This window comes from Sinorhizobium fredii NGR234 (genome assembly GCF_000018545.1).
GTDB lineage: Bacteria > Pseudomonadota > Alphaproteobacteria > Rhizobiales > Rhizobiaceae > Sinorhizobium > Sinorhizobium fredii_A.
The window spans coordinates 1,359,824-1,383,818 of record NC_012587.1; the positions used below are offsets into that span (position 1 = coordinate 1,359,824).

At 61.6% G+C, this 23,995-nt stretch carries 26 protein-coding genes; 20 read left to right on the forward strand and 6 right to left on the reverse strand.

Features of this window, described 5'->3' with window-relative positions:
- Positions 1 to 17: 17 nt before the first annotated feature.
- Positions 18 to 1,199: an FAD-dependent monooxygenase gene (locus tag NGR_RS17865; RefSeq protein ID WP_012707875.1), complete on the reverse strand. Its 1,182-nt coding sequence runs from the start codon at positions 1,197 to 1,199 to the stop codon at positions 18 to 20.
- A 27-nt stretch (positions 1,200 to 1,226) separates the two neighbouring features.
- Positions 1,227 to 1,472, reverse strand: a complete 246-nt coding sequence (locus NGR_RS17870; protein WP_164924288.1) for a zinc-finger domain-containing protein — start codon at positions 1,470 to 1,472, stop codon at positions 1,227 to 1,229.
- Between the two features lie 175 nt (positions 1,473 to 1,647).
- On the opposite strand from NGR_RS17870, the gene NGR_RS17875 reads away from it, so the two are divergent.
- The 8 genes from NGR_RS17875 to NGR_RS17910 all read left to right on the forward strand — a co-directional run bounded on the left by NGR_RS17875 (position 1,648) and on the right by NGR_RS17910 (position 8,626).
- Positions 1,648 to 2,433, forward strand: coding sequence for an alpha/beta fold hydrolase (locus NGR_RS17875; protein WP_164924289.1), 786 nt, complete (start codon positions 1,648 to 1,650; stop codon positions 2,431 to 2,433).
- A gap of 122 nt (positions 2,434 to 2,555) precedes the next feature.
- Positions 2,556 to 3,383, forward strand: a complete 828-nt coding sequence (cysE, locus tag NGR_RS17880) for a serine O-acetyltransferase (RefSeq protein WP_012707878.1) — start codon at positions 2,556 to 2,558, stop codon at positions 3,381 to 3,383.
- Between the two features lie 147 nt (positions 3,384 to 3,530).
- The gene (locus NGR_RS17885; RefSeq protein WP_037393466.1) at positions 3,531 to 3,734 is read left to right on the forward strand and encodes a DUF3126 family protein; all 204 of its coding nucleotides are present in this window, start codon (positions 3,531 to 3,533) and stop codon (positions 3,732 to 3,734) included.
- A 237-nt stretch (positions 3,735 to 3,971) separates the two neighbouring features.
- Positions 3,972 to 4,325 (forward strand): phasin family protein, encoded by a 354-nt coding sequence (locus NGR_RS17890; RefSeq protein WP_012707880.1) that lies wholly within the window; start codon positions 3,972 to 3,974, stop codon positions 4,323 to 4,325.
- A 279-nt stretch (positions 4,326 to 4,604) separates the two neighbouring features.
- Positions 4,605 to 4,958, forward strand: coding sequence for an ATP-dependent Clp protease adapter ClpS (clpS, locus tag NGR_RS17895; protein WP_012707881.1), 354 nt, complete (start codon positions 4,605 to 4,607; stop codon positions 4,956 to 4,958).
- Positions 4,959 to 4,967: 9 nt separating this feature from the next.
- Positions 4,968 to 7,460, forward strand: a complete 2,493-nt coding sequence (gene clpA / locus NGR_RS17900; RefSeq protein ID WP_012707882.1) for an ATP-dependent Clp protease ATP-binding subunit ClpA — start codon at positions 4,968 to 4,970, stop codon at positions 7,458 to 7,460.
- Positions 7,461 to 7,547: 87 nt separating this feature from the next.
- On the forward strand, positions 7,548 to 8,285 hold the full coding sequence (locus tag NGR_RS17905; protein WP_012707883.1) for an AzlC family ABC transporter permease: 738 nt from the start codon (positions 7,548 to 7,550) through the stop codon (positions 8,283 to 8,285).
- A complete protein-coding gene (locus NGR_RS17910; protein WP_432654029.1) occupies positions 8,282 to 8,626 on the forward strand; it encodes an AzlD domain-containing protein in 345 nt (114 codons plus the stop codon). The genes NGR_RS17905 and NGR_RS17910 overlap by 4 nt, the downstream gene beginning before the upstream one ends.
- Positions 8,627 to 8,639: 13 nt before the next feature.
- Here NGR_RS17910 and NGR_RS17915 read toward each other — a convergent pair whose 3' ends face one another.
- The 4 genes from NGR_RS17915 to NGR_RS17930 are packed head-to-tail and all read right to left on the reverse strand — an operon-like array spanning position 8,640 to position 11,500.
- Entirely contained in the window at positions 8,640 to 9,059 is a 420-nt protein-coding gene (locus NGR_RS17915; RefSeq protein WP_012707885.1) for an HIT family protein, read from the reverse strand.
- A 42-nt stretch (positions 9,060 to 9,101) separates the two neighbouring features.
- Entirely contained in the window at positions 9,102 to 10,289 is a 1,188-nt protein-coding gene (locus tag NGR_RS17920) for a GNAT family N-acetyltransferase (protein ID WP_164924290.1), read from the reverse strand.
- A gap of 4 nt (positions 10,290 to 10,293) precedes the next feature.
- Entirely contained in the window at positions 10,294 to 11,019 is a 726-nt protein-coding gene (locus NGR_RS17925; protein ID WP_012707887.1) for a glycerophosphodiester phosphodiesterase, read from the reverse strand.
- Positions 11,020 to 11,032: 13 nt separating this feature from the next.
- Positions 11,033 to 11,500, reverse strand: coding sequence for a RidA family protein (locus NGR_RS17930; protein ID WP_012707888.1), 468 nt, complete (start codon positions 11,498 to 11,500; stop codon positions 11,033 to 11,035).
- A 135-nt stretch (positions 11,501 to 11,635) separates the two neighbouring features.
- Between NGR_RS17930 and NGR_RS17935 the strand changes: the two genes are divergently transcribed.
- From NGR_RS17935 to lpxA, 12 genes are all read left to right on the forward strand, one after another.
- The gene (locus NGR_RS17935) at positions 11,636 to 12,457 is read left to right on the forward strand and encodes a cell envelope integrity EipB family protein (protein ID WP_012707889.1); all 822 of its coding nucleotides are present in this window, start codon (positions 11,636 to 11,638) and stop codon (positions 12,455 to 12,457) included.
- Between the two features lie 234 nt (positions 12,458 to 12,691).
- On the forward strand, positions 12,692 to 13,459 hold the full coding sequence (rpsB, locus tag NGR_RS17940; RefSeq protein WP_012707890.1) for a 30S ribosomal protein S2: 768 nt from the start codon (positions 12,692 to 12,694) through the stop codon (positions 13,457 to 13,459).
- A 244-nt stretch (positions 13,460 to 13,703) separates the two neighbouring features.
- Positions 13,704 to 14,627, forward strand: a complete 924-nt coding sequence (tsf, locus tag NGR_RS17945) for a translation elongation factor Ts (RefSeq protein ID WP_012707891.1) — start codon at positions 13,704 to 13,706, stop codon at positions 14,625 to 14,627.
- Between the two features lie 192 nt (positions 14,628 to 14,819).
- The gene (gene pyrH / locus NGR_RS17950) at positions 14,820 to 15,542 is read left to right on the forward strand and encodes a UMP kinase (RefSeq protein ID WP_164924291.1); all 723 of its coding nucleotides are present in this window, start codon (positions 14,820 to 14,822) and stop codon (positions 15,540 to 15,542) included.
- A gap of 52 nt (positions 15,543 to 15,594) precedes the next feature.
- Complete coding sequence (gene frr, locus NGR_RS17955; RefSeq protein WP_012707893.1) at positions 15,595 to 16,155, forward strand: ribosome recycling factor; 561 nt, start codon at positions 15,595 to 15,597, stop codon at positions 16,153 to 16,155.
- Between the two features lie 35 nt (positions 16,156 to 16,190).
- Positions 16,191 to 16,934, forward strand: a complete 744-nt coding sequence (locus tag NGR_RS17960) for an isoprenyl transferase (protein ID WP_012707894.1) — start codon at positions 16,191 to 16,193, stop codon at positions 16,932 to 16,934.
- A complete protein-coding gene (locus NGR_RS17965) occupies positions 16,934 to 17,767 on the forward strand; it encodes a phosphatidate cytidylyltransferase (protein WP_012707895.1) in 834 nt (277 codons plus the stop codon). The genes NGR_RS17960 and NGR_RS17965 overlap by 1 nt, the downstream gene beginning before the upstream one ends.
- A 136-nt stretch (positions 17,768 to 17,903) precedes the next feature.
- A complete protein-coding gene (gene rseP, locus NGR_RS17970) occupies positions 17,904 to 19,028 on the forward strand; it encodes an RIP metalloprotease RseP (protein WP_012707896.1) in 1,125 nt (374 codons plus the stop codon).
- A gap of 252 nt (positions 19,029 to 19,280) precedes the next feature.
- On the forward strand, positions 19,281 to 21,614 hold the full coding sequence (gene bamA / locus NGR_RS17975) for an outer membrane protein assembly factor BamA (RefSeq protein WP_012707897.1): 2,334 nt from the start codon (positions 19,281 to 19,283) through the stop codon (positions 21,612 to 21,614).
- 43 nt (positions 21,615 to 21,657) lie between these two features.
- Entirely contained in the window at positions 21,658 to 22,722 is a 1,065-nt protein-coding gene (gene lpxD / locus NGR_RS17980; RefSeq protein WP_012707898.1) for a UDP-3-O-(3-hydroxymyristoyl)glucosamine N-acyltransferase, read from the forward strand.
- Entirely contained in the window at positions 22,715 to 23,179 is a 465-nt protein-coding gene (gene fabZ / locus NGR_RS17985; protein WP_012707899.1) for a 3-hydroxyacyl-ACP dehydratase FabZ, read from the forward strand. The genes lpxD and fabZ overlap by 8 nt, the downstream gene beginning before the upstream one ends.
- Before the next feature lie 2 nt (positions 23,180 to 23,181).
- Positions 23,182 to 23,994: an acyl-ACP--UDP-N-acetylglucosamine O-acyltransferase gene (gene lpxA, locus NGR_RS17990; RefSeq protein ID WP_012707900.1), complete on the forward strand. Its 813-nt coding sequence runs from the start codon at positions 23,182 to 23,184 to the stop codon at positions 23,992 to 23,994.
- Position 23,995 lies beyond the last annotated feature (1 nt).

Sequence of the window (23,995 nt, forward strand, 5' to 3'; positions counted from 1 at the left end):
CGTTTGCCGCCTGCCGCCTATGCCTTCTGGCGGCCCGAGGCGCCATATCCATAGAGCCAGTCGAGATCGGCGGCGAGCGCTTCCGGTCCCTTGAGAGCAAGGACCAAGTCTCGCGCGACCCGTACCGGCCCACGGGCGTGATAGGCGAAACGGTTGAAGGCCGCGCGTTTGCGCACCCGGGAAATCCGAGCCCGGCGCGCCTGCTCGTACCGACCGAACGCGGCCGGAGCGTCGACACATTCGGCAAGACAACACGCCAGTTCGCTGGCATCCTCGATTGCCATCGCTGCACCCTGAGCAGCAAAGGGCGTCATTGCATGGGCGGCGTCGCCGATGAGGACAAGGTCTCGCCCATTGTGCCAAGCCCCCTCGTCGACGGTGCACAGGGGCCAATAGGTGGCTGACGCGGCGCTTTCGATCATTGAATGCAAATCCGGGTGCCAGGTCTCGAAAGCAACGGCAAATTCGCGTCGTCTTTCCCTAGAGTCTTTGCCTGTCCAGACGGCCCCGGCCGGCTTGCCACCAACAATCGCGACGAGATTGAAGCCGTCGATCTCGCGGAGCGGGTAGGCGACCAAATGCGCCTTTGACCCAAGGAAGGCAGTGACGCGATCTGCCGAAAGGTAGGCGGACGCTTCGGCGCGCGGCAGCAACAGCCGCCAGGCGATATTGCCCGAGAACCGGACGGTGCCGGCCCCGGCGATCGCGGTTCTTGCCTGCGACCAGAGACCATCGGCGCCGATGACCACGGAAGGACGGCGTCCGACCGCTTCCCCAACCGCAGCGGCCGGATCACCAGCAATTCGGGTTTCCAGATGGAGACGGCAGTGTGGCTCCGATCGTACGGCGTCCAGGAGGATTTTCTGCAGACTGGCGCGATGCAGCACCCCATAGGGGGCCGCCCAACGGCTCCTCGCTTTGGCACCAGTTGGAACTTCCGCGAGCGATCGCAGCGTGCGTCCGTCGACAAGCGCGATCGAGTCTGGTTCGCTCCACACGTCCTCAAGCGCAGGGAGCAGGCCGAGTTCCATCAGGATGCGCGAGGCGTTCGGCGACACTTGCAGCCCGGCGCCCACTTCGTCCAGGGCGTCCGCCTGCTCGAAAACATCTGCAGGAATCCCGTGCCGCGCAAGGCACAGCGCCATTGTCAGTCCGGCAATGCCGGCGCCAACGATCGCGACCGGTTCAGCCTTTTGCATCGGCGTCGCGCCAGCAGCTCGGGTTGGTCAGGCGGCCTTGGTCTCGAAGAGACAGCCCGGCGGGATTGTCTCGGTCGCCTTCAGGCTCGCATTGTAGCGATAGAGCGTCGAGCAATAGGAGCAGACCTTTTCGTTGTCGTCGCCCATGTCGATGAAGATATGGGGATGATCGAAGGGAACGGATGCGCCGGTGCACATGAATTCCTTGACGCCGATCTCGATGACCTGGTGCCCGCCGTCATTCTGGAAATGGGGGATGCTGTGGCCGGCCATGTCGTACTCCGATGAATGCAAGTCTGGTGTCGATTTTGCCGGCACCATAGTGAGCTTTGGTGCAAATGTGTAGCAACAATCACGACGCGCTTGTGGTTTTTGCCGGGGCGGGGGTTTTCGGCCATACCATTCCCGCCTAGTTTTGCGGCGAAAACGATCGATGTCTGGGAAAACCATGGATTTGACCCCTCCGCCATTCTCGCGCTTCACGCATGACGACCTGGAAATCGCCTATTTCGACGAGGGCGACCCGTCGGGAGATCCGGTGCTGCTCATTCACGGGTTTGCCTCGAGCGCCAACGTCAACTGGGTTTATCCCGGCTGGCTGAAGACGCTCGGCGATGCCGGCTATCGGGTCGTCGCGTTCGACAATCGCGGTCACGGCGCAAGCAGCAAGCCTTATGACGCCTCGGTCTACCATCCGCACCAGATGGCCGGCGACGCCGCCGCCCTTCTCGTCCATCTTGGCATCGGCGAGGCGCATGTCATGGGCTATTCGATGGGCGCGCGCGTCTCGGCATTTCTGGCGTTGCATCACCCGCATCGCGTCCGCTCGCTCGTGTTCGGCGGTCTCGGAATAGGCATGGTGACCGGGGTGGGGGATTGGGATCCGATTGCCGATGCGCTGCTGGCGCCGTCGCTCGAAGACGTGACGCATGCGCGCGGCCGCATGTTCCGCGCCTTTGCCGACCAGACGAAAAGCGACCGTCAAGCACTTGCCGCCTGCATTTCGACCTCGCGCGACCTGCTCTCCGCCGAGGATGTCGGGCGCATCGATGTGCCCGTTCTGATCGGGGTCGGCACCAAGGATGATGTCGCCGGATCGGCGCTGGAACTCGCCGCCCTGATGCCGCAGGCCCGGGCGCTGGATATCCCGGGCCGTGACCATATGCTGGCGGTCGGCGACCGCGTCTTCAAAAAGGCGGTTCTTGAGTTTTTCGGCGAGGTCGGTCGCGCATAGGCTCGTAGCGATCGCCGACTGAAACCCTGCGAGCCCATTTATGTCGTTCGGAAATTGCCCTATATAAGGGGCAGCGCGGGCAATAGATTGACCAGGCTATGTTGACAGGAAGGAGCGCGACTATGGTCGCCAAGACCGAACTTCGCCACACGGAACCGCTGAAAGCGGTCGACCCCATCTGGGACAGCCTGCGCGAAGAGGCGCGCCTGGCAGCCGAGCGCGATCCGATGCTTGCCGCCTTTCTTTATTCGACGGTGGTCAACCAGCATTCGCTGGAAGAGAGCGTGGTCTACCGGATCTGCGAGCGGCTCGACCATCCCGACCTGCAGGCCAATCTGCTCCACCAGACCTTCCTGGAAATGCTCGAGGATTGGCCTGAATGGAGCACGATCCTGCGCGTCGACATCCAGGCCGTCTACGACCGCGACCCGGCCTGCACGCGGTTCCTCGAGCCCGTGCTCTATTTCAAGGGCTTCCACGCGATCCAGACGCACCGGCTCGCCCACTGGCTCTGGACCCGCGGGAGGAAGGATTTCGCCCTCTATCTCCAGAGCCGCTCCTCGAGCGTCTTCCAGACCGACATCAACCCGGCCGCGCGCGTCGGGCGCGGCATCTTCCTCGACCACGCGACGGGTCTCGTCGTTGGCGAAACGGCGGTCATCGGCGACAATGTATCGATCCTGCACGGCGTGACCCTTGGCGGCACCGGCAAGGAGGGCAGCGATCGGCACCCGAAGATCGGCGACGGCGTGCTGATCGGCGCCGGGGCGAAAATCCTCGGCAATATCCATATCGGCCATTGCTCGCGGGTGGCGGCCGGATCGGTCGTGCTGAAGGCGGTTCCGCCGAAGACGACGGTGGCCGGCGTTCCCGCCAAGGTGGTCGGCGAGGCTGGATGCTCCGAGCCCTCGCGGCAGATGGACCAGATCCTGGCGAGCTTCGATATCTGAGGGCGCGCGCGGAAAAATCTCAGCGATAATCCAATGCGTTACGGCTATTCGCTATCATCTTCATGAGTGCGCGCCGGCGTGTGGGTTTACACCTGGCAACGCCGCATGCGAGAAGCGCCGCAAATCAACCGGATACGGAGAAGAGATTTGAAGCCCGAAGAAATCCGCAAGCTTGAGGCCTATTTCAAGCGCACTTTGAATCCCGCGATGGTCGTCAAGGCTCGTCCCAGGAAGGACGAATCCGCGGAGGTTTACCTTGGCGATGAATTCCTTGGCGTCATATTTCGCGACGAGGAAGACGGCGAGCTTTCCTATAGTTTCTCGATGGCAATCCTCGACGTGGACCTGTGATCGGAACGCCGCGCGGTCGATCGACAACTGCGCGCTCCATCATTCACTTAAGCCGGCCCTGAGCAACGGGCCGGCTTTTTCTTATAAAGTCATATTTTTACAGAAAATGGTCGGTCGCGGCCGGATCTTCATCAAGTCGTTGCAAGAATTGTGTTTTATTGCATCGCACACTGAACTTGACTTTTTGTGCAGTGCACCTAGACTGACGCTTGCCCACCGCCCACAAGGAGAAGCTTGATGTTTAATTTCGACGACGCAAACAAGAAAAGCAAGGAAGCACTGGACGTGGCCGTGAAGAGCTACTCGGCGCTGACCAAGGGCTATCAGGCCATTGCGACCGAAGCAGCAGACTACTCGAAGAAGTCCTTCGAAGACGGTATCGCCCATCTCGAAAAGCTGTCGGGTGCCAAGAGCCTCGAAGCAGCCTTCGAACTTCAGACGAACTATCTGAAGTCGAGCTATGAGGCTTTCGTCGCCGAAGCATCGAAGATCGGTGAGATGTATGCGGATCTCGCCAAGGACGCCTACAAGCCCTACGAGGCGCCGGTCGCCAAGGCAACCGCAGCCGTGAAGTCTGCTGCCGCCGCCTGACGATATAGACCATCGCTATCGCAAGAAGGCCGGTCGCGGTTGCCGCGGCCGGCCTTCTTGTTCTCGGCTGCTCCATTTATCGAGCCGCATCGACAGTTTGGGACAAGGCATAATGCCAATCACAATGGCCGAAGAAATTTGATCAATCTTGTGCTTGGCCGTGCGAATATGATTGCAGTGCGTCGGTTCGGTCTTAAAATCCAAGAACGAACCATTAGATAAAGGCAAGCAGGCCGCAGCCACCTTCATGGATTGCGGCTGTCAAGGGAATGAAACAGAATGATCGCCATGCCGGTCCGGATGCAGCAGGGAAGCGAAGGAAACGGAGGCGGCCCCAGTCGTGGCACGTCCGTTATCACACGCACCAAGCCGAAGACCAAGAAGCCGAGTTTGTACCGCGTTCTGCTTTTGAATGACGATTACACGCCGATGGAGTTCGTCGTCCATATCCTGGAACGGTTTTTTCAGAAGGACCGGGAACAAGCGACGGTCATTATGCTTCATGTCCACAACCACGGCGTTGGAGAATGCGGCGTCTTTACCTACGAAGTCGCCGAAACCAAAGTGACGCAGGTAATGGATTTCGCCAGGCAGCATCAGCATCCGTTGCAATGCGTCATGGAAAAGAAATGAGGAACTAACGTGCCAACATTTTCGCCCAGCCTCGAAAAGGCGCTGCATCAGGCACTGACTTTTGCCAACGAGCGCCATCATGAATATGCGACGCTCGAGCACCTGCTGCTGGCATTGATCGATGATGCCGATGCGGCGGCCGTGATGGGCGCATGCAATGTAAATCTGGAAACACTTCGCAAGACCGTGACGGACTATGTCGACAACGAATTGTCCAATCTGATCACCGGCTATGATGAAGACTCCAAGCCCACTGCCGGCTTCCAACGCGTCATCCAGCGTGCCGTCATCCACGTGCAATCCTCCGGCCGTGAAGAGGTGACGGGAGCCAATGTGCTCGTCGCCATCTTCGCCGAGCGCGAGAGCCATGCGGCCTATTTCCTGCAGGAGCAGGAAATGACGCGTTACGATGCGGTGAATTTCATCTCGCACGGCATCGGCAAGCGCCCCGGCAGTTCGGAGTCGCGGCAGGTGCGGGGCGCAGAAGATCAGGAGTCGGAGCAGAAGGCACCGCGCGAGAGCGAGGAAACCGGTCCGAAAAAGCAGCAGGATGCGCTGACGGCTTACTGTGTCAACTTGAACGAAAAGGCCAAGTCCGGAAAGATCGACCCGCTGATCGGCCGGCACGCCGAGGTAAACCGCACCATCCAGGTCCTTTGCCGCAGGTCAAAGAACAACCCGCTCTATGTCGGGGATCCAGGCGTCGGCAAGACGGCGATCGCCGAGGGTCTCGCCAAGCGCATTGTCGAAAAGCAGGTGCCGGAGGCACTTCAGGACGCCACGATCTTTGCCCTCGACATGGGGACGCTGCTCGCCGGTACGCGTTATCGCGGCGATTTCGAAGAGCGCCTGAAGCAGGTCGTCAAGGAACTCGAGGAATACCACGGCGCGGTCCTCTTCATCGACGAGATCCATACGGTGATCGGCGCCGGCGCGACATCGGGCGGTGCGATGGATGCATCCAACCTCCTGAAGCCGGCGCTCTCGTCCGGCTCGATCCGCTGCATCGGTTCGACCACCTACAAGGAGTATCGCCAGTTCTTCGAGAAGGACCGGGCCCTCGTCCGCCGCTTCCAGAAGATCGACGTCAACGAGCCGACGGTTGCCGACGCGATTGAGATTATGCGGGGGCTGAAGCCCTATTTCGAGGAGTATCACCACCTCAAATATTCGAACGAGGCGATCCGGGCGGCCGTCGAGCTTTCGGCCCGCTACATCAATGACCGCAAGCTGCCGGACAAGGCAATCGACGTCATCGACGAATCGGGTGCGGCGCAGATGCTTCTGCCCGTGCACAAACGCCGCAAGCTGATCACCGAAAGAGAGATCGAAGCGACGGTTGCTACCATGGCCCGCATTCCGCCGAAGTCGGTGTCCAAGGACGACGAAGCCGTTCTTGCCAACCTCGAGAAGGAGCTTCGGTCGGTCGTCTATGGGCAGGACCTGGCGATCGAGGCACTCGCCTCGTCGATCAAGCTCGCACGCGCCGGACTGCGCGAACCGAACAAGCCGATCGGCTGCTATGTGTTCTCCGGCCCGACCGGCGTCGGCAAGACGGAAGTGGCGAAACAACTGGCCACGTCGCTCGGCGTCGAACTGCTGCGCTTCGACATGTCGGAGTACATGGAGCGGCACACGGTTTCCCGTCTGCTCGGCGCACCGCCCGGCTATGTCGGCTTCGACCAGGGCGGTCTCCTGACCGATGGCGTCGACCAGCATCCGCACTGCGTGCTGCTGCTCGACGAGATCGAGAAGGCGCACCCGGATCTCTTCAACATCCTCTTGCAGGTGATGGATCACGGTTCGCTGACCGACCATAACGGCAAGAAGATCGACTTCCGCAACGTCATCCTGATCATGACGACCAATGCGGGCGCCTCCGACATGGCCCGGCCGGCGATCGGCTTCGGCTCGTCGAAGCGCGAGGGCGAGGACATCGAGGCTCTGAACAAGCTCTTCACGCCGGAATTCCGCAACCGGCTCGATGCGGTCATTCCGTTCAACTCGCTGCCGACACCGGTCATCCATCAGGTCGTGCAGAAATTCGTCATGCAGCTCGAAACGCAGCTGGCCGAGCGCAACGTCACCTTCGACCTCGCGCCGGAGGCAATCGCCTGGCTTGCGGACAAGGGCTACGACGAGAAGATGGGGGCGCGGCCGCTGGCGCGCGTCATCCAGGAAAACATCAAGAAGCCGCTTGCCGACGAAATCCTCTTCGGCAAGCTCAAGAAGGGCGGCGTCGTCAAGGTGACGATCGGCACGAAGGAGGACGGCACCAAGGGGCTGATCCTCGACGCCGTGCCGGAGACCGCACCGATCAAGCCGAAGGCGGAAGTGTCGCGGCCTGGCGGCAAGAGCGCCAAGTCGAAGAAATCGGAAGAGAAGGAGACCGTTGGCGCCGAGGCGGGTCCGAAACCGAAGCCGAAGAAGGCCGCCAAGGCCGCTTCGGAGGCGGCTCCGCTGAAGGGAAGAACGGTTCCCAAGGTCCCGCGCAAGAAATAGCGCAATCGCGATTTTCGCCTGACGGTGCCGGGTGGCTTCACCCGGCACCGTCTTGTTGAGGGGCGCTCCCCATTCCGCGTGATTTTCATGGATGATGTCGAAGACGAACGCTCAACGCTTGCCTGGTTTCTGACGGGTGCGAGGGGGATTTTCAGCCTTCCCGCCGTCATTCTGATGCTTTCTTTCGTCGGCTTCTGCTCCCTGACGGTCCAGGCGGGCATTCCGCCGGAGCAGGTGGTCTTCATGACCGGCATCGTCTGGGCCTTGCCGGCGAAGGTCATCCTCGTCAGCTCGATCATGAGCGGCGCGAGCCTGGCGACGGCGTTCCTGGCCGTCAGCCTCTCGTCCGTCCGCCTGATGCCGATGGTCGCGGCGCTCGTTCCGGAATTGCGCAGCTCGAAGACGCCGACCTGGCTGCTGCTGCTCCTGTCGCATTTCGTTGCCATTACCGCATGGGTCTTCGCGATGGAGCGCGTGCCAAAGGTGCCGCGAGACCGTCGTGTCGCCTTCTTCGCCGGCTTCGGCATCACCCTGGTTGCGGCGAACATGGTGCTGGTCGGCGTCGTCTATCATCTTGTCGCCGAGTTTCCGCCGCTGGTGGCAGGCTGCCTGTTCTTCCTGACGCCGGTCTACTTCCTCGCCTCGATCTGGCATTCGGCCCGTCATCCCGTCATCTATCTGGCGCTGGCGATCGGCCTCGTTGCCGGGCCGCTGTTTTACTGGATCGCCCCGGAGTTCGACATCCTCTTGGCCGGCGTCGGCGGCGGCACGCTTGCCTGGGGCGCGGAGCGCCTCTGGCGGTCGCGACGGGAGATACGCCCGTGACCTGGACGGACGGATGGTGGGCCTATGCCTTCATCGCGATAGCCGGTTGGCTCGCTACCGATCTCTGGCGCTGGCTTGGAGTGCTCGCCGGCAAGCGGCTCCGCGATGATTCGGAGGCATTGAACTGGGTGAGGGCGGTCGCGACGGCGCTGGTTGCTGCCGTGATCGCCAAGCTTATCCTCTATCCGACCGGAGTCCTGGCGCAATCGCCGCTGTGGCTGCGGGTGGGCGCCGTCACCGTCGGCGCCATCGCCTTCTTTCTCGCGCGGCAGAAGCCGGTGGCGGGTATTGCGACGGCGATCGCCGTTCTCGCCTTCGGACTATGGTGGCTGGGTTTCTGAGGAGGCATGGCGCCTAAAGCGCCCGCCGGATCCTCTCGGCATTCGCTGCCAAAACCTCGCCATCCTCCATCTTTCCGGAATGCGGCTTCAGCGGCATGCCCTCCCGGCGCGGGATCACGTGGAAATGCAGGTGGAAGACGGATTGGCCGGCCGGGGCCTCGTTGAATTGCATGATCGTCACGCCATCCGCGTCGAAGGCCTCCCTGGCCGCGACGGCAATCTTCTGGACCGTCGCGATCAATGCCGGCAGGGTAGCGGGATCCGCATCGAGGATGTTGCGCGATGGCGACTTCGGCAGGACGAGCACATGCCCTTCCGCCTGCGGCATGACGTCCATGAACGCTACCGTCGCTTCGTCTTCGTAGACCCGGTGCGAGGGAATTTCGCCGCGCAGGATCTTGGCGAAAATATTGCTGGTGTCATAGCCGCTCATGTCGTTTCCTCTTGTTGCTTCGCCGCGGAGGTCCGCTGCTGGTCAGTCTTGTTGGCGCTCGCCCTTGCGGAAAGGCCCATGCTCCGTAAGAAATTCGCCGGTCTCTTCCACGTCGCGGCGCTCCTGCTCGAGGTAGTCCGCAACGGCCCTTGCCAAGCCCGCATGGGTAATGAAATGGGCCGAATGGGTCGTCACTGGCATGTAGCCGCGCGCCAGCTTGTGCTCGCCTTGCGCGCCCGCTTCGACGCGCCGCAGGCCCTTCGCGATCGCGAAGTCGATCGCCTGGTGATAGCAGACTTCGAAGTGCAGGAAGGGATGGTCCTCGATGCAACCCCAATGCCGGCCGTAGAGCGCATCGCCGCCGATGAAATTGATCGCCCCGGCGATATACCGGCCGCTACGCCTGGCCATGACCAGCAGAACGTCGTCCGTCATCCGCTCGCCGATCAGCGAATAGAAAGTTCTGGTCAGATAGGGCCGGCCCCATTTGCGCCCGCCGGTATCCATGTAAAAGGCGAAGAACTGGTCCCAAATGGCTTCGGTGAGATCGCTGCCGGTCAGCCAGTCGATGGTGATCCCGTTCTCGACGGCGGCTCGGCGCTCCCTTTTCAGCGCCTTGCGCTTTCGCGACGCGAGCGTGGCGAGAAAGTCGTCATGCGAGCCGTAGCCCTCGTTGATGAAATGGAACTGCTGGTCGGTCCGGTGCAGGAACCCGGCCCGCTCGAAGATCGGCATCTCCTCGGCGGGCACGAATGTGACGTGGGCGGAGGAGACGCCATGGCGGCGCGAGAGTTCCTTGAGACCGGTGGCGAGTGCCTCCCGCACCGGCCGCGGATCACCACTTACGGCGCTGAGCAGGCGCGGGCCGGTCACGGGCGTGAACGGTATCGAACATTGCAGCTTCGGGTAATAGCGGCCGCCGGCGCGCTCGAAGGCGTTCGCCCATCCGTGGTCGAAGACATATTCGCCCTGGCTGTGGTTCTTCATGTAGCAGACGAGGGCACCGCGCAGAAAACCGTCCGCATCCTCCATCAGCAGGTGCTGGCCAAGCCAGCCCGTTTCCGCCGTCGCCGATCCCGACTCTTCGAGCGCCGACAGATAGGCGTGCGACAGGAAGGGATTATAGGGCACACCGGATACGTCCTTCGAGGCGCTTGCGAGCCTGTTCCAGCTCGCCGGCGGGATCGAAGAGAACGAATGCTCTATGCGGATGTTGATCGCGTCTGACATGCGCCTAGGAAATCATGGTCTCCCGTGGATCGAAACCCTCGAAGGTCATCTGGTCGGCGTGGGCAAAAGTGTGCTCCTGGGCCCGGCCGTCGCGCACCGTCCAGGTAATGACGGTACGGCCCAGGGTGCGCTCCTTGGTTATGAAGGGGTTTGGCAGGTCGCCGTAGAAATAGGAGATGAAGTCGAGCCCGAGCTGCATGGCTTCCTCGTGCACGAAGAATTTTTCGGGATCTATGCCGTCGGCGGTAAGGCCGAGGGGGTAGGGGGCATCGAGGGCCTTCAGGTCCTTCAGCAGCCAGTGGTCGAAGCTCATCAGCGCGACGGGCCCCTTGTAATCCTCGAGCGTGTCGAGCACGGCCGCTGCAAACCCTTCGTCGTCGCCCTTGCGCCCCTTGAGTTCGATGACGAGCGGCACCCGTCCGTCGACAAGGCGAAGCATCTGCTTGAGCGTCGGCACCTTGTCCTTCGTGCCGCCGATCGACAAAAGGCCGAGCTCGCCGGCGGTCTTCTCCCGAACGTCCCCTCTGATGCCGCAGAGGCGCTGCAGGTCGTGGTCGTGGAAGACGACCGGCACGCTGTCGGCTGTGAACTGCAGGTCACACTCGATGGCAAAGCCCGCTTCCGCGGCGCGCGAAAAGGCCGAAAGCGTGTTTTCCCACACCTCCCGGTTCATGTCGTGATAGCCGCGGTGGGCGATCGGCTGGGCTTTGAGCCAGGAAATATCCTTCATGGAGCGTCCCCGATCAGGCGATTTCGAGGATGGCGTCGATTTCGACCGCCGCATTGAAGGGCAGGGCAGCCATGCCGACGGCGGCGCGCGCATGCTTGCCGGCTTCGCCGAGCACGTTGGCAAGAAGGTTCGACGCGCCATTGATAACCAGGTGCTGCTCGGTGAATTCGGGAACCGAGGCGACGAATCCGTTGATCTTGACGAGGCGGCGAATACGGCCGAGGTCACCGCCGAGCGCGGCTTTCGCCTGCGCCAGGATGTTGATCGCGCAGAGCTCTGCGGCGCGCTGCGCAGCCGCAACATCGACATCCTTGCCGACATGGCCCGTCACCGCGACCTTGCCGCTTTCTATGGGCAACTGGCCGGAGATGTAGAGCGTCGAGCCGGTGATGGCGTAAGGCACGTAGTTGGCGACCGGCGCGACCGCCTGTGGAATGACGATACCAAGTTCGTTGAGACGCGTTTCGATCTCTGCGGACATGGAGGGCTCCCTTGTTGTCTTTTGTGATAAAATCCTGCATGCGGAAACAGGATCGGGACAGGCGGACCGGATCTGCCTCGCTTCTGCCGAATGTTTGTTTAACCCATTGCCGGCGAGTCCAACAGGAGGAAACGAATGTTTCGAAAAGGCTTCGGTCTTCTCACTCTGGGGAGCGCCTGCCTCGCCGCCGTGACCGTCGCGGGCGCTGCCTATGCGAGTGCATTGGCGCCGCACCGCGCTGTCTATGATCTCGAACTGAAGAATGCTTCCGATCGCTCCGGCATCACCGGCATGTATGGACGCATGGTCTATGAGTTCAACGGATCTGCCTGCGAGGGATATACGGTGAGCTTCCGCTTCGTCACTCAGGTGGACACCGGCGAGGAAGTTCGCCTGACCGACCAGCAGACCACCACCTACGAGGACTTGAAGAACAGGAGCTTCCGCTTCCTCACGCGTTCCTTCACGGACGAGAAGCTCGACAAGGAGGTGCGTGGAAACGCCCATGACGACAAGTCCGGCGTGAAGGTCGAACTCACCGCACCTGACAAGCGCGAAGTGGCGCTGGCCCAGAGCCGCTTTCCCACCGAGCACATGCTGGAGGTGATCGAGCGGGCGAAGCGTGGCGAGACCTTCTTCGAATCCCGTATCTTCGACGGGTCCGACTCGGGCGACAAGACGCTGATCACCTCGACCTTCGTCGGCAAGCCGAGCAAGCCTGCGCCCGACGATGCGGACGCCGGCAAGGCAGGGAAACTGGCAGGCGAAAGCTCCTGGCCGGTGACGATTTCCTATTTCAACGACGAGGCGAGCGGCGACGCGCTGCCCATCTACCGCATGTCCTTCAAGCTTTACGAGAACGGCGTCACGCGCGATCTGACGATGGACTATGGCGACTTCGTGCTCTCCGGCAAACTTGCCGATCTCGAAGTCTTCAACGCGGAAGAGTGCAAATAGCGCATCTCACCCAAGCCGCGCATCGCTCGTTGGCCTACGACCGGCGACAAGCTTTGGGAGCGATAAAAAGAGGCTTCACGTCTTGATTTGTCGAGCAGTTGCGGCTAAGGGGCTGCCATTCCACACGTGAGGCATGGGATTATCCGGGAGACATCCGGATCGTTCCGCCGGTGGGCGCAATCAAGAATGCGCTCTACGCCTTGCGGAGGTTCAACCGGAAAAGGAGAAAAAGGCATGGCATTGCCTGACTTTACCATGCGCCAGCTTCTCGAAGCAGGCGTACACTTCGGTCACCAGACGCACCGCTGGAACCCGAAGATGAAGCCGTACATCTTCGGCGACCGTAACAACGTTCATATCATCGACCTCGCCCAGACCGTGCCGATGCTGTCGCGCGCTCTCCAGGTCGTCAGCGACACCGTCGCCAACGGCGGCCGCGTGCTCTTCGTCGGCACCAAGCGCCAGGCTTCGGAGATCATCGCCGACGCTGCCAAGCGCTCTGCCCAGTACTACGTCAATGCTCGCTGGCTTGGCGGCATGATGACCAACTGGAAGACGATCTCGAACTCGATCCAGCGCCTGCGCAAGCTCGATGAAATCCTGGCGTCCGAAGCCTCCGGCTTCACCAAGAAGGAACGCCTGAACCTCGAGCGCGAGCGCGAGAAGCTGAACCGCGCCCTCGGCGGTATCCGTGACATGGGCGGCACGCCGGACTTGATGTTCATCATCGATACCAACAAGGAATCGATCGCGATCGAAGAAGCCAAGCGCCTTGGCATTCCGGTCGTTGCCGTCATCGACTCCAACTGCGATCCGGACCAGATCGACTATCCGATCCCGGGCAACGACGACGCATCGCGTGCTGTCGCTCTCTACTGCGACCTCATCGCCCGCGCTGCCATCGACGGCATTGCCCGTCAGCAGGGCGCTGCTGGCCGCGACCTCGGCGCATCTGCCGAGGTTCCGGTCGAGCCGGCTCTCGACGAATCGTCCGAAGCCTGATCGGGCGCAGCAGCTTAAGCTGCCGGACCCAGAAATAGCGGGACGAGGCCGTTTGGGATTAAAATCTGAACGGCCTCGTTCTTTTCAGCAAGGGAATGGCTCGGCTGGGGCCACCCTTACCCGCGCAAGCATCGGATGACGGCGTCATAACGATGTCACACTGTAGGGCCATTCCCTGCCAAACCTACTGGCACGGCGCCACGCGCGGTTGGCGCGCCAGCGAAACAGACAAAGAGGCAAGAAGATGACTGTTACTGCCGCAATGGTGAAGGATCTGCGCGAAAAGACCGGCGCAGGCATGATGGATTGCAAGAAAGCCCTTGCCGAAACCAACGGCGATATGGAAGCCGCCATCGACTGGCTGCGCGCCAAGGGCATTGCCAAGGCCGACAAGAAGTCCGGCCGCACGGCTGCCGAGGGCCTCATCGGCATCGCGAGCGCCGGCAACAAGGCCGTCGTTGTCGAAATCAACTCCGAAACCGACTTCGTTGCCCGCAACGATGCCTTCCAGGACCTCGTCCGCGGCATCGCCAATGTCGCGCTCGGCACGGACGGCACTGTAGAAGCCGTTTCCCAGGCGACCTATCCGGCGACCGGCAAGTCCGTCGAGGACTCGGTCAAGGACGCCATCGCAACGATCGGCGAAAACATGACGCTGCGTCGTGCTGCCGCGCTCAAGGTTGAGGACGGCGTGGTCGCGACCTACATCCACAATGCCGCTGGTGACGGTATCGGCAAGCTTGGCGTCCTGGTCGCCCTGAAGTCGACCGGCAACAAGGAAGCGCTGAACGCGATCGGCCGACAGGTTGCGATGCATGTTGCCGCGACCAACCCGCTTGCCGTCCGCCCGAGCGAGATCGACCCGGCGGTCGCCGAGCGTGAACGCAACGTCTTCATCGAACAGTCGCGCGCTTCCGGCAAGCCGGACAACATCATCGAGAAGATGGTCGACGGCCGCATGCGCAAGTTCTTCGAAGAAGTCGCACTTCTGTCGCAGGCCTTCGTCATGAACCCCGACCAGACGGTCGAGGCAGCCATCAAGGAAGCCGAAAAGACCGTCGGTGCGCCGATCGAGGTTGCCGGTATCGCGCGCCTGCTGCTCGGCGAAGGCGTTCAGAAGGAAGAGTCCGATTTCGCGGCGGAAGTTGCAGCAGCCGCAAAGGGTTGATTTCTTCTTTCCGATTGGGAAAAGCTGGGGGCATCGCGTGACAACGCGATGCCCTTCGTGTATCCGGCATGCGTTATTGCGGTGGACCCGCCGGGGCTGTGCCAGTGGCGGTCGATACCACGCAAGACGATTTGCCCTCACGCCGCTGTGCGCGTCTGTCGCGCTTGCGTGCCGATCTGCTCAGGAGTGATGATGTCGGCCAAGCCAATCTATAAGCGTGTTCTTCTCAAAGCCTCCGGCGAAGCCTTGATGGGAAGCCAAGGCTTCGGCATCGATGTGGCCGTGGCCGATCGGATCGCTTCGGACATTGCCGAGGCCCGTGCCATGGGCGTCGAGGTCGGCGTCGTCGTCGGCGGCGGCAACATCTTCCGCGGCGTCGCCGTTGCCTCGAAGGGCGGCGACCGGGTCACCGGCGACCACATGGGCATGCTGGCGACGGTCATCAATGCACTTGCCCTTGCGACCTCGCTGCGCAAGCAGGACATCGATACGGTCGTGCTGTCGGCGATCGCCATGCCGGAGATCTGCGAGAGCTTCTCGCAGCGCGCCACGCTCTACCATCTGTCGCTGGGCCGCGTCGTGATCTTCGCCGGCGGGACCGGAAACCCCTTCTTCACGACGGACTCTGCGGCGGCACTCCGTGCCGCGGAAATGGGCGCCGAGGCGATCTTCAAGGGAACGCAGGTCGACGGCATCTATTCCGCCGATCCGAAAAAGGACCCGCTGGCGACGCGCTTCGATCGGCTCACCCACAGTGAGGTTCTCGAAAAGGGCCTCGCCGTCATGGACGTTGCCGCCGTGGCGCTGGCGCGGGAAAATGCCATTCCGATCGTTGTATTCTCGATCCACGAGAAGGGTGGCTTCGCGGACATATTGACCGGTGGCGGCCGCGCCACCATCGTGTCGGATAGTTGATAATCTGAAGAGGCGCAAACGGCCCTCGAGTTCAAGAATGGGAGTCTGAACCATGAGTGAAGGTGTGGAGCTGAAGGAATTGAAGCGCCGCATGGACGGAGCGATCGCCGCTTTCAAGCACGACATCGCATCGCTGCGTACAGGCCGCGCCTCAGCAAACGTTCTCGATCCGGTGACCGTCGAAGCTTACGGTTCGCGCATGCCGCTGAACCAGGTCGCGAACATTATGGTTCCGGAGCCGCGGATGCTCTCGGTTTCCGTTTGGGACAAGACCATGGTCGGCGCCGTGGATCGGGCAATACGGGAGTCCAACCTGGGCCTCAACCCGATCATCGACGGCCAGAACCTGCGCATTCCGCTGCCGGAACTGAACGAGGAGCGCCGCAAATCCCTGGTCAAGGTCGCGCATGACTATGCCGAAAAGAGCAAAGTCGCCGTGCGCCACGTCCGCCGCGACGGTATGGACGGCCTGAAAAAAGCCGAAAAGGATGGTGACATCGGCCAGGATGAGAGCCGTGCTCAGTCCGAGCGGGTACAAAAGATGACCGACGAAGTGATTTCCGAGATCGACCGCTTGCTCGCGGAGAAGGAAAAGGAAATCATGCAGGTCTGACCGCGGAAAATCGAGTCTCTAGTTTCGGACAGCCCATGCAAGAATTCGTTTCCACAAACGTGCCGGCGCACGTCGCCATCATCATGGACGGCAACGGTCGTTGGGCGAACGCGCGTGGACTGCCCCGCACGATGGGACACCGCAAAGGCGTCGAGGCGGTACGCGGTGCCGTCAAGACGGCCGCCGAACTCGGCATCCGCTATCTGACGCTCTTCGCGTTTTCCTCGGAGAACTGGAGCAGGCCGGAAGACGAGGTCAGCGACCTCATGGGCTTGCTCAAGGCCTTCATCCGGCGGGATCTCGCCGACCTTCATCGCGAGAATGTCCGTATCCGCGTCATCGGTGATCGCGCCAATTTGAGCGGCGACATCCTGCCGCTCCTGATCGAGGCCGAAGAGACGACGAGTGCCAACACCGGGATCACCCTGGTGATCGCATTCAATTACGGCGCACGTGACGAATTGGCGAGAGCGATGCGGCGTCTCGCAGAGGAGGTGGCCACGGGCCGTCTTCGGCCGGACGATATCACCGCCGACCGGATCGCGGCGTCGCTTGACACGGCAGGCATTCCCGACCCCGATCTCATTCTTCGGACGAGCGGCGAGGAGCGTCTTTCCAACTTTCTGCTTTGGCAGGGGGCCTATTCCGAGTTGCTGTTCGTGCCCGAACTCTGGCCGGATTTCACGCGCGACACATTCATCGCCGCAATCGAGAAATACGCCGCCCGCGAACGCCGATTCGGCGGGCTGCCGCAGCCGACACTGGCGGTCGGGTCCTGATGCAGACAGAACTCAAGCTTCGCATCGCATCGGGTTTTGTGCTCGCCGCGGTAACCCTCGGTGCCACCTGGGCAGGTGGCTTTGCCTTCCAGCTTCTCTCCGTCGCGATCGGTCTGCTCGTCTACTATGAATGGTCGACGATCACGAAGCTTGCCGAGCAGGATTTTCAGGGCAATGCCGTGGGGTGGCTTTCGCAGGTCGTCATCGCCGCCTTGGTGCTGATGGACTATATGCCCTATAGCCTGCCGGTGCTGGTCGGCAGCGTTGTCCTCTCCGCGCTTTGGGTGCTCGTCAAGAAGACGAGTCGGTGGCTGCCGGCTGGCGTCGCCTATGCCGGACTGACGGGCATATCGCTGGCGGCCATCCGCGGTGCGGACTATCTGGGGCTGATCGCCATGCTCTTCGTGTTCGCCGTCGTCTGGGGAACGGATATTTTCGCCTATTTCGTCGGGCGGGCGGTCGGTGGCCCGAAACTGGCCCCGGCGATTTCGCCCGGCAAGACCTGGTCGGGGGCGATCGGTGGCGCGGTTTGCGGCGTTCTCGCGGGCGTCGCCGTCTTCATGGCGCATTTCTCGCTCGACGATGTGCGCATCCCGACCGTGGCGCTGCTGCTCTCCGTGGCAAGCCAGATCGGTGACCTGTTCGAATCCTTCGTCAAGCGCCGCTTCGGTGTAAAGGATTCGAGCCGGCTGATCCCGGGGCACGGCGGCGTCATGGATCGGGTCGACGGGTTGATCTTCGCCAGTGCCGCGGCGCTGCTGCTGGTCCTCGTCCAGCTCCTCTTCGGCGGCGGAGGGAACGAAAATTTCGCTTCCGTCCTGTTGGGCCTCTAACCCGGAATACGCCTCACGCTTCTGTCATCGCATCCGGGGCCGCTGGATAGTTTCTTAAATACCGGTAGAAATCAGGGTAAGATCGCGCGGCAATCCGAAGTCTGACGGCGGCAACGCGGATGCGATAGGAATTGATATGAGCCTTCTGCTAGACAATCTGCAATACACCATTCCCACCTTCCTGTTTCTCCTGACCCTGCTGGTCTTCGTCCATGAGATGGGGCACTATCTCGTGGGTCGCTGGTCCGGCATTCGCATCGTTGCCTTCTCCGTCGGCTTCGGCCCGGAACTGTTCGGCTGGACGGATCGCCACGGAACGAGATGGAAGTTCTGCGCAATCCCGCTTGGCGGCTATGTGAAATTCTTCGGCGACGAGGATGCGGCAAGCACGCCCGACTACCGGCGCCTGGAAACGATCAGGCCGGAAGAGCGCGCCCGCACTTTCCTGGGAGCCAAGCTGTGGAAGCGGGCGGCAACTGTCGCGGCTGGCCCAATCGCCAACTTCCTCCTGGCGATCGCCATCTTTGCCGTTCTCTTTTCGATCTACGGCCGTGCCGTCGCCGATCCGGTGGTGGCCTTCGTCGCACCCGGCAGTGCGGCCGAAAAGGCGGGCGTCCTGCCCGGCGACAGATTGATTTCGATCGACGGCAAGAGGATCGCCACCTTCGACGATGTCCGCCGTTACGTCAGCGTTCGCCCCGACCTCCCGATCAAGGTTCGCATCGACCGCGCCGGCGCCGAGGTCGATCTCGACATGGTGCCGCAACGCACCGAATCCGTCGACCCGCTCGGCAACAAGGTCGAGGAAGGAAAGATCGGCATCGGCACGAATCAAGAGGCGGGCAACTTCCGCGTCGAGACTTATGGCCCCCTCGAAGCGGTCGGGCAGGGCGCCTTGCAGAGCTGGCGGATCGTGACCGGGACGTTCGACTATTTGTCGAATCTCTTCGTCGGCCGGATGAATGCCGACCAGGTGGGAGGGCCGATCCGCATCGCGCAGATGTCCGGACAGATGGCAAAACTGGGCATCGCCGAAGTCCTCAACTTCGCTGCCGTCCTTTCGGTTTCGATAGGATTGCTTAACCTCATGCCGGTGCCGGTTCTTGATGGCGGCCACCTGATGTTCTATGCGGTCGAGGCGCTGCGCGGCAAGCCGGTTGGTCCGGCCGCCCAGGAGCTCGCATTCCGGATCGGCTTCGCCATGGTGCTGATGCTCACTGTGTTTGCCGCCTGGAACGACATAAATTGGCTGTTCGGTTAGGACTGCCGGGGTTGAACGAGGGGGATCCGTTCTTTCAGGAAAGCTGTGAACGATCGGGCTTCACAAGCTTGCTTTGCAACGATTTGTTTACGATAACGCAACGCCGTAGTGGCTGTTAAGCCACGGTTCGAATTGAAGTAAACAGAAATTAACGAGCTGGCTTGCTTGTATGGGAAAAGCGGGTAAAACGGCAACCGTGACCGGAGTCGGTACGAAATTGCCGCGGGACGTTGGAAAAAGGTAAGAATTGCAATGAAAGCTGGTTCAAGGTTTTTGAACGCGGTGTCGGCGTTTGCGCTGTCGGCAAGCATGGTTGCGACAGGAACGGGTGCGGCACTGGTTGCCAGCACGTCGGTCGCCCAGGCAGCGGTCATCAGCCGCGTTGAAGTGCGTGGTGCTACGCGTGTCAGCCCGGAAACCGTTCGCGCGAACATCACGATCGTCCCCGGCAAGAGCTTCAGCAATGCGGATATCGACGCGTCGGTGAAGCGCCTCTACGCAACCGGCTATTTCTCCGACGTCAGCATCAGCATCTCCGGCGGCACGCTCGTTGTGAACGTCAGCGAGAACCAACTCGTCAATCAGGTCGTCTTCAACGGCAACCGCAAGATCAAGGACGACAAGCTCCAGGGCGTCGTCCGCACGCAGCCGCTCGGCCCCTACAGCGAAGCGACTGTCGAGACCGACATCCAGGCCATTAAGGACGCCTACGCCGCAATCGGCCGCAGCGACGTCACCGTGACGACGCAGGTCGTGCCGATCGCCGAGGGCCGGGTCAACCTCGCCTTCGTCATCAACGAGGGCGAGCGCACCAAGATCACGCAGATCAATTTCGTGGGCAACGAGGCCTACAGTGACGGTCGTCTGCAGTCGGTGATTGCGACCAAGGAATCCGGGATCTTCTCGTTCCTGACGCGCAAGGACGTCTACAACCCCGACAAGCTGCGCGCCGACGAAGAGCTGCTGCGGCAGTTCTACTACAACCGCGGTTACGCGGACTTCAACATCATCTCGTCCGAAGCGACGCTCAACGAGGCGACCAACGAATACACGGTGACGATCACCGTCGAAGAAGGGCCGCGCTACGACTTCGGCGCAATCAACGTTGAATCGACCGTCGAGGGCGTCAATGCCGAGGAGTTGAAGGGGCTCGTTCAGAGCCGCGAAGGTTCCGTCTACAAGGCCAAGGACATCCAGGACACGATGAGCGAGATCTCCAAGCGTGTCGCATCGGCGGGCTACCCCTTCGCCCGTGTGACGCCGCGCGGCAATCGTGACCTCGCCAACCACACGATCGCCGTCGACTATCTCGTCGACCAGGGCGAGCGTGCCTATGTCGAGCGCATCGAAATCCGCGGCAACACCCGTACGCGCGATTACGTCATTCGTCGCGAATTCGATGTCGGCGAAGGCGATGCCTTCAACCAGGAAATGATTGCACGCGCCAAGCGCCGGCTCGAGGCGCTCGGTTACTTCTCGTCGGTCAATATCACGACGGCGCCGGGCAGCGCGGCTGACCGCGTCATCGTCGTCGTCGACGTGCAGGACCAGTCGACGGGTTCGTTCGGCATCGGCGCCGGCTATGCGGCCGGCAGCGGCGGCGGCTTCCTCGTCGAAGCCTCGATCGAAGAGAAGAACTTCCTCGGACGCGGCCAATATATCCGTCTGGCCGCCGGCAAGGGCGAAGACAGCCAGACCTACAACGTCTCGTTCACGGAACCGTATTTCCTGGGCTACCGCCTGGCTGCAGGTTTCGACCTCTTCAAGAACGAGCACGATTTCGACGACGACAACTACAGCTACAACGACCAGGGCTTCAGTCTGCGCGTCACCGCGCCGATCACCGAGAACCTGTCGACGACGCTGCGCTACAACTACACGGAGCTCGAATATTTCGGCGATCAGGACGAGCTGTCGTCGCCCTATGACCGCGTTGTCGAGGACAGCCCGTGGACGCGTTCGTCGGTATCGCAGTCGGTCACCTACAACACGCTTGATGACGCCCAGCTGCCGCACGAGGGTATCCTCGCATCGGTAACGCAGGAGTTCGCCGGCCTCGGTGGCACGTCCGATTTCTACAAGCTGACGGGTAAGGCCAAGTGGTATTACACGGTGAACGACGAAGCGGACATCATCGCCTCGCTCGCCGGCAGCGCCGGGCACCTGTTCAAGACCTCGGGCTCGATGGAAGTCTTCGACCAGTTCCAGCTGGGCAGCAACGACATCCGCGGCTTCGAGCGCAATGGTATCGGTCCGCGCGTCAACAATGGCGATGCGTTGGGCGGCACGACCTACTTCACGGCTTCCGCCGAAGCGTCGTTCCCGCTGCCGGGTATCCCGCGTGACAGCGGCTTCCGCGGCGCCTTATTCGTCGATGCCGGTACGCTTTATGGCAACGACGTGGCGCTGACAGGCGCGGGCGAATTTGCTGAGGGTACGGATGCCTCCTTGCGCGTCTCCGTCGGCGTCAGCCTGATCTGGGCTTCGCCGTTCGGCCCGCTTCGCGTCGACTACGCAGTGCCGGTTGCAAAGGAAGACTTCGACGAGATCCAGAACTTCAAGTTTGGTATCAATTCGTCGTTCTGATAAGTGCAGTCCAGAACTGCCAAGAAATCGTTCTGGAGTGTCCATGGAACAGAACTGGTTTTTTCCGCCCCATCAGGGGATTCGCCTGGGTGACCTCGCGGATCGGATTGGGGCGGAACTTTCCGATGCGAGCGTGGCCGATCATCCCATCCATGGGGTGGCACCGGTTTATCGCGCCAAGGCCGGCGATGTCTGCTACATGCTGTCGCGCAAGAGCCGCGATGAGTTGGAGAGCTGCCAGGCATCCGCGATCATCTGCGACAAGGCGATCGCATCGATCGTACCGAGCCGCATTCCCGTTCTCCTGACCCAGAAGCCGCACACGGCATTCGCTCTTGCCGGTGCGTTGCTGCATGGGGAGGCGCTGCGTCCCTCGTACAACACCAGCCTGCGCGGCATAGCGCCTGGAGCTTTCATCGATCCGACGGCCCGCCTCGAGCCGGGGGTCGAGGTAGAGCCGACGGCGGTCGTCGGCGCCGGTGCGGAGATCGGCAGCGGTACGCGGATCGCGGCCGGCGCGGTGATCGGGCCGCAGGTTCGGATCGGCAGGGATTGCACGATATCGGCTGGTGCCAGCATCCTCTGTGCGCTGATCGGCAACAATGTCATCATTCATCCCGGTGCGCGCATCGGCCAGGACGGCTTCGGTTATGCGCCTGGTCCAAAGGGCGGGATGATCAAGATCGTTCAGGTCGGCCGGGTGATCATCCAGGATCATGTGGAGATCGGTGCCAATACGACGGTCGATCGCGGCACAATGGACGACACGGTGATCGGCGAGGGCACGAAGATCGACAATCTCGTCCAGATCGGCCACAACGTCCGCATCGGCCGCTATTGCGGCATCGTCAGCCAGGTCGGCATCGCTGGCAGCGCGCGGATCGGCGACGGCGTGATGATCGGCGGCAATGCCGGTGTCAACGGACATACCACGATTGGAGATGGAGCGCAGATCGCCGCGATGAGCGGTGTGGCGAGCGACGTTCCGGCAGGCGAGCGTTACGGCGGAATTCCGGCGCGGCCGATGCGGGACTTTCTGCGGGAAGTCGCGGAAATCGCCATGCGGTCAAGTGAACGGCATAAGAAAAAGGGTGGCAAGGATGAATGACGCTGCGACAGTTCTCGGCACGGCGGACCTTCAGGAGATCCTCAGACTTCTTCCCCATCGCTATCCGTTCCTGCTCGTCGACCGCATCATCGAGATCGACGACGACAATTCGGCGATCGGCATCAAGAACGTGACGGCGAACGAGCCGCATTTTACCGGCCATTTCCCGGAAAAGCCGATCATGCCGGGCGTGCTGCTGATCGAGGGCATGGCGCAGACTGCGGGTGCAATCTGTGCACGCAAGACAGGCATCGGCAGCAACCTCGTCTACTTCATGACGATCGACAACGCGCGGTTCCGCAAGCCCGTGGTGCCCGGCGATCGGGTCGAGTTCCATGTCACGAAGCAGAAGCAGCGGGGCAATATCTGGAAATTTCACTGTGACGCAAAAGTTGACGGGCAACTTGTCGCGGAAGCTGATATCGGCGCGATGATTGTCAGCAAGGAAGACGCCTGAACATGGTTGTATCAAGTGCCAAGATCCATCCGGCGTCCGTTGTCGAAGACGGCGCGGTGATCGGTGAGAACGTCAAAGTCGGCCCGTTTTGCCATATCGGGCCGAATGTCGTTCTGGGCGATGGCGTTGAACTTCTCAGCCATGTGGTCGTGATCGGGCGCACGACGATCGGAAAGGGGACGAAGATCTTCCCCGGTGCGGTGATCGGCGGGGATTCCCAGAGCGTGCATCACAGCGCCGTCGATACGACTCTGGTGATCGGTGAGAACTGCACGATCCGCGAAGGCGTCACGATGAACACGGGCACCGTCGAACATGGTGGAACAACCGTGGTCGGCAACAACAACCTGTTTCTTGCCTATTCGCATGTGGCGCATGATTGCCGGCTTGGAAACAACATCATCCTGTCGAACAACGTGATGCTTGCCGGCCATGTGACCGTCGAGGACCGTGCCATTCTCGGCGGCGGCTCGGCCGTTCATCAGTTCACCCGCGTCGGCAAGCAGGCCTTCATCGGCGGGCTGTCGGCGGTCAGCTACGACGTCATCCCCTATGGCATGCTCAACGGCAATCCGGGCGTGCTGAGCGGTCTCAATGTCGTCGGCATGACGCGCGCCGGCTTCGAGCGTCCGGTCATCCACGCGGTGCGGCGCTGCTACAAGCAGATCTTCGAGGGACCGGAATCGATTCGCGCCAACGCAGCTGCCGTGCGCGACGAATATCTCGATTGCCCGCCGGCGATGGAGATTCTCGACTTCATCGCAGCGGAAAGCGACCGCGCTCTGTCATCGCCTAACCGCGGCGGCAAGGGTTGAA

Coding starts and splice junctions, on each gene's coding strand:
- bamA (WP_012707897.1), top strand. CDS start 19,281: ATGAAAGCTGGTTCAAGGTTTTTGAACGCGGTGTCGGCGTTTGCGCTG.
- NGR_RS17935 (WP_012707889.1), top strand. CDS start 11,636: ATGTTTCGAAAAGGCTTCGGTCTTCTCACTCTGGGGAGCGCCTGCCTC.
- fabZ (WP_012707899.1), top strand. CDS start 22,715: ATGAATGACGCTGCGACAGTTCTCGGCACGGCGGACCTTCAGGAGATC.
- cysE (WP_012707878.1), top strand. CDS start 2,556: ATGGTCGCCAAGACCGAACTTCGCCACACGGAACCGCTGAAAGCGGTC.
- NGR_RS17915 (WP_012707885.1), bottom strand. CDS start 9,059: ATGAGCGGCTATGACACCAGCAATATTTTCGCCAAGATCCTGCGCGGC.
- NGR_RS17930 (WP_012707888.1), bottom strand. CDS start 11,500: ATGTCCGCAGAGATCGAAACGCGTCTCAACGAACTTGGTATCGTCATT.
- NGR_RS17865 (WP_012707875.1), bottom strand. CDS start 1,199: ATGCAAAAGGCTGAACCGGTCGCGATCGTTGGCGCCGGCATTGCCGGA.
- NGR_RS17890 (WP_012707880.1), top strand. CDS start 3,972: ATGTTTAATTTCGACGACGCAAACAAGAAAAGCAAGGAAGCACTGGAC.
- rpsB (WP_012707890.1), top strand. CDS start 12,692: ATGGCATTGCCTGACTTTACCATGCGCCAGCTTCTCGAAGCAGGCGTA.
- pyrH (WP_164924291.1), top strand. CDS start 14,820: ATGTCGGCCAAGCCAATCTATAAGCGTGTTCTTCTCAAAGCCTCCGGC.
- clpS (WP_012707881.1), top strand. CDS start 4,605: ATGATCGCCATGCCGGTCCGGATGCAGCAGGGAAGCGAAGGAAACGGA.
- rseP (WP_012707896.1), top strand. CDS start 17,904: ATGAGCCTTCTGCTAGACAATCTGCAATACACCATTCCCACCTTCCTG.
- frr (WP_012707893.1), top strand. CDS start 15,595: ATGAGTGAAGGTGTGGAGCTGAAGGAATTGAAGCGCCGCATGGACGGA.
- NGR_RS17875 (WP_164924289.1), top strand. CDS start 1,648: ATGGATTTGACCCCTCCGCCATTCTCGCGCTTCACGCATGACGACCTG.
- NGR_RS17920 (WP_164924290.1), bottom strand. CDS start 10,289: ATGTCAGACGCGATCAACATCCGCATAGAGCATTCGTTCTCTTCGATC.
- NGR_RS17960 (WP_012707894.1), top strand. CDS start 16,191: ATGCAAGAATTCGTTTCCACAAACGTGCCGGCGCACGTCGCCATCATC.
- tsf (WP_012707891.1), top strand. CDS start 13,704: ATGACTGTTACTGCCGCAATGGTGAAGGATCTGCGCGAAAAGACCGGC.
- NGR_RS17870 (WP_164924288.1), bottom strand. CDS start 1,472: ATGGCCGGCCACAGCATCCCCCATTTCCAGAATGACGGCGGGCACCAG.
- NGR_RS17965 (WP_012707895.1), top strand. CDS start 16,934: ATGCAGACAGAACTCAAGCTTCGCATCGCATCGGGTTTTGTGCTCGCC.
- NGR_RS17925 (WP_012707887.1), bottom strand. CDS start 11,019: ATGAAGGATATTTCCTGGCTCAAAGCCCAGCCGATCGCCCACCGCGGC.
- lpxA (WP_012707900.1), top strand. CDS start 23,182: ATGGTTGTATCAAGTGCCAAGATCCATCCGGCGTCCGTTGTCGAAGAC.
- NGR_RS17905 (WP_012707883.1), top strand. CDS start 7,548: ATGGATGATGTCGAAGACGAACGCTCAACGCTTGCCTGGTTTCTGACG.
- lpxD (WP_012707898.1), top strand. CDS start 21,658: ATGGAACAGAACTGGTTTTTTCCGCCCCATCAGGGGATTCGCCTGGGT.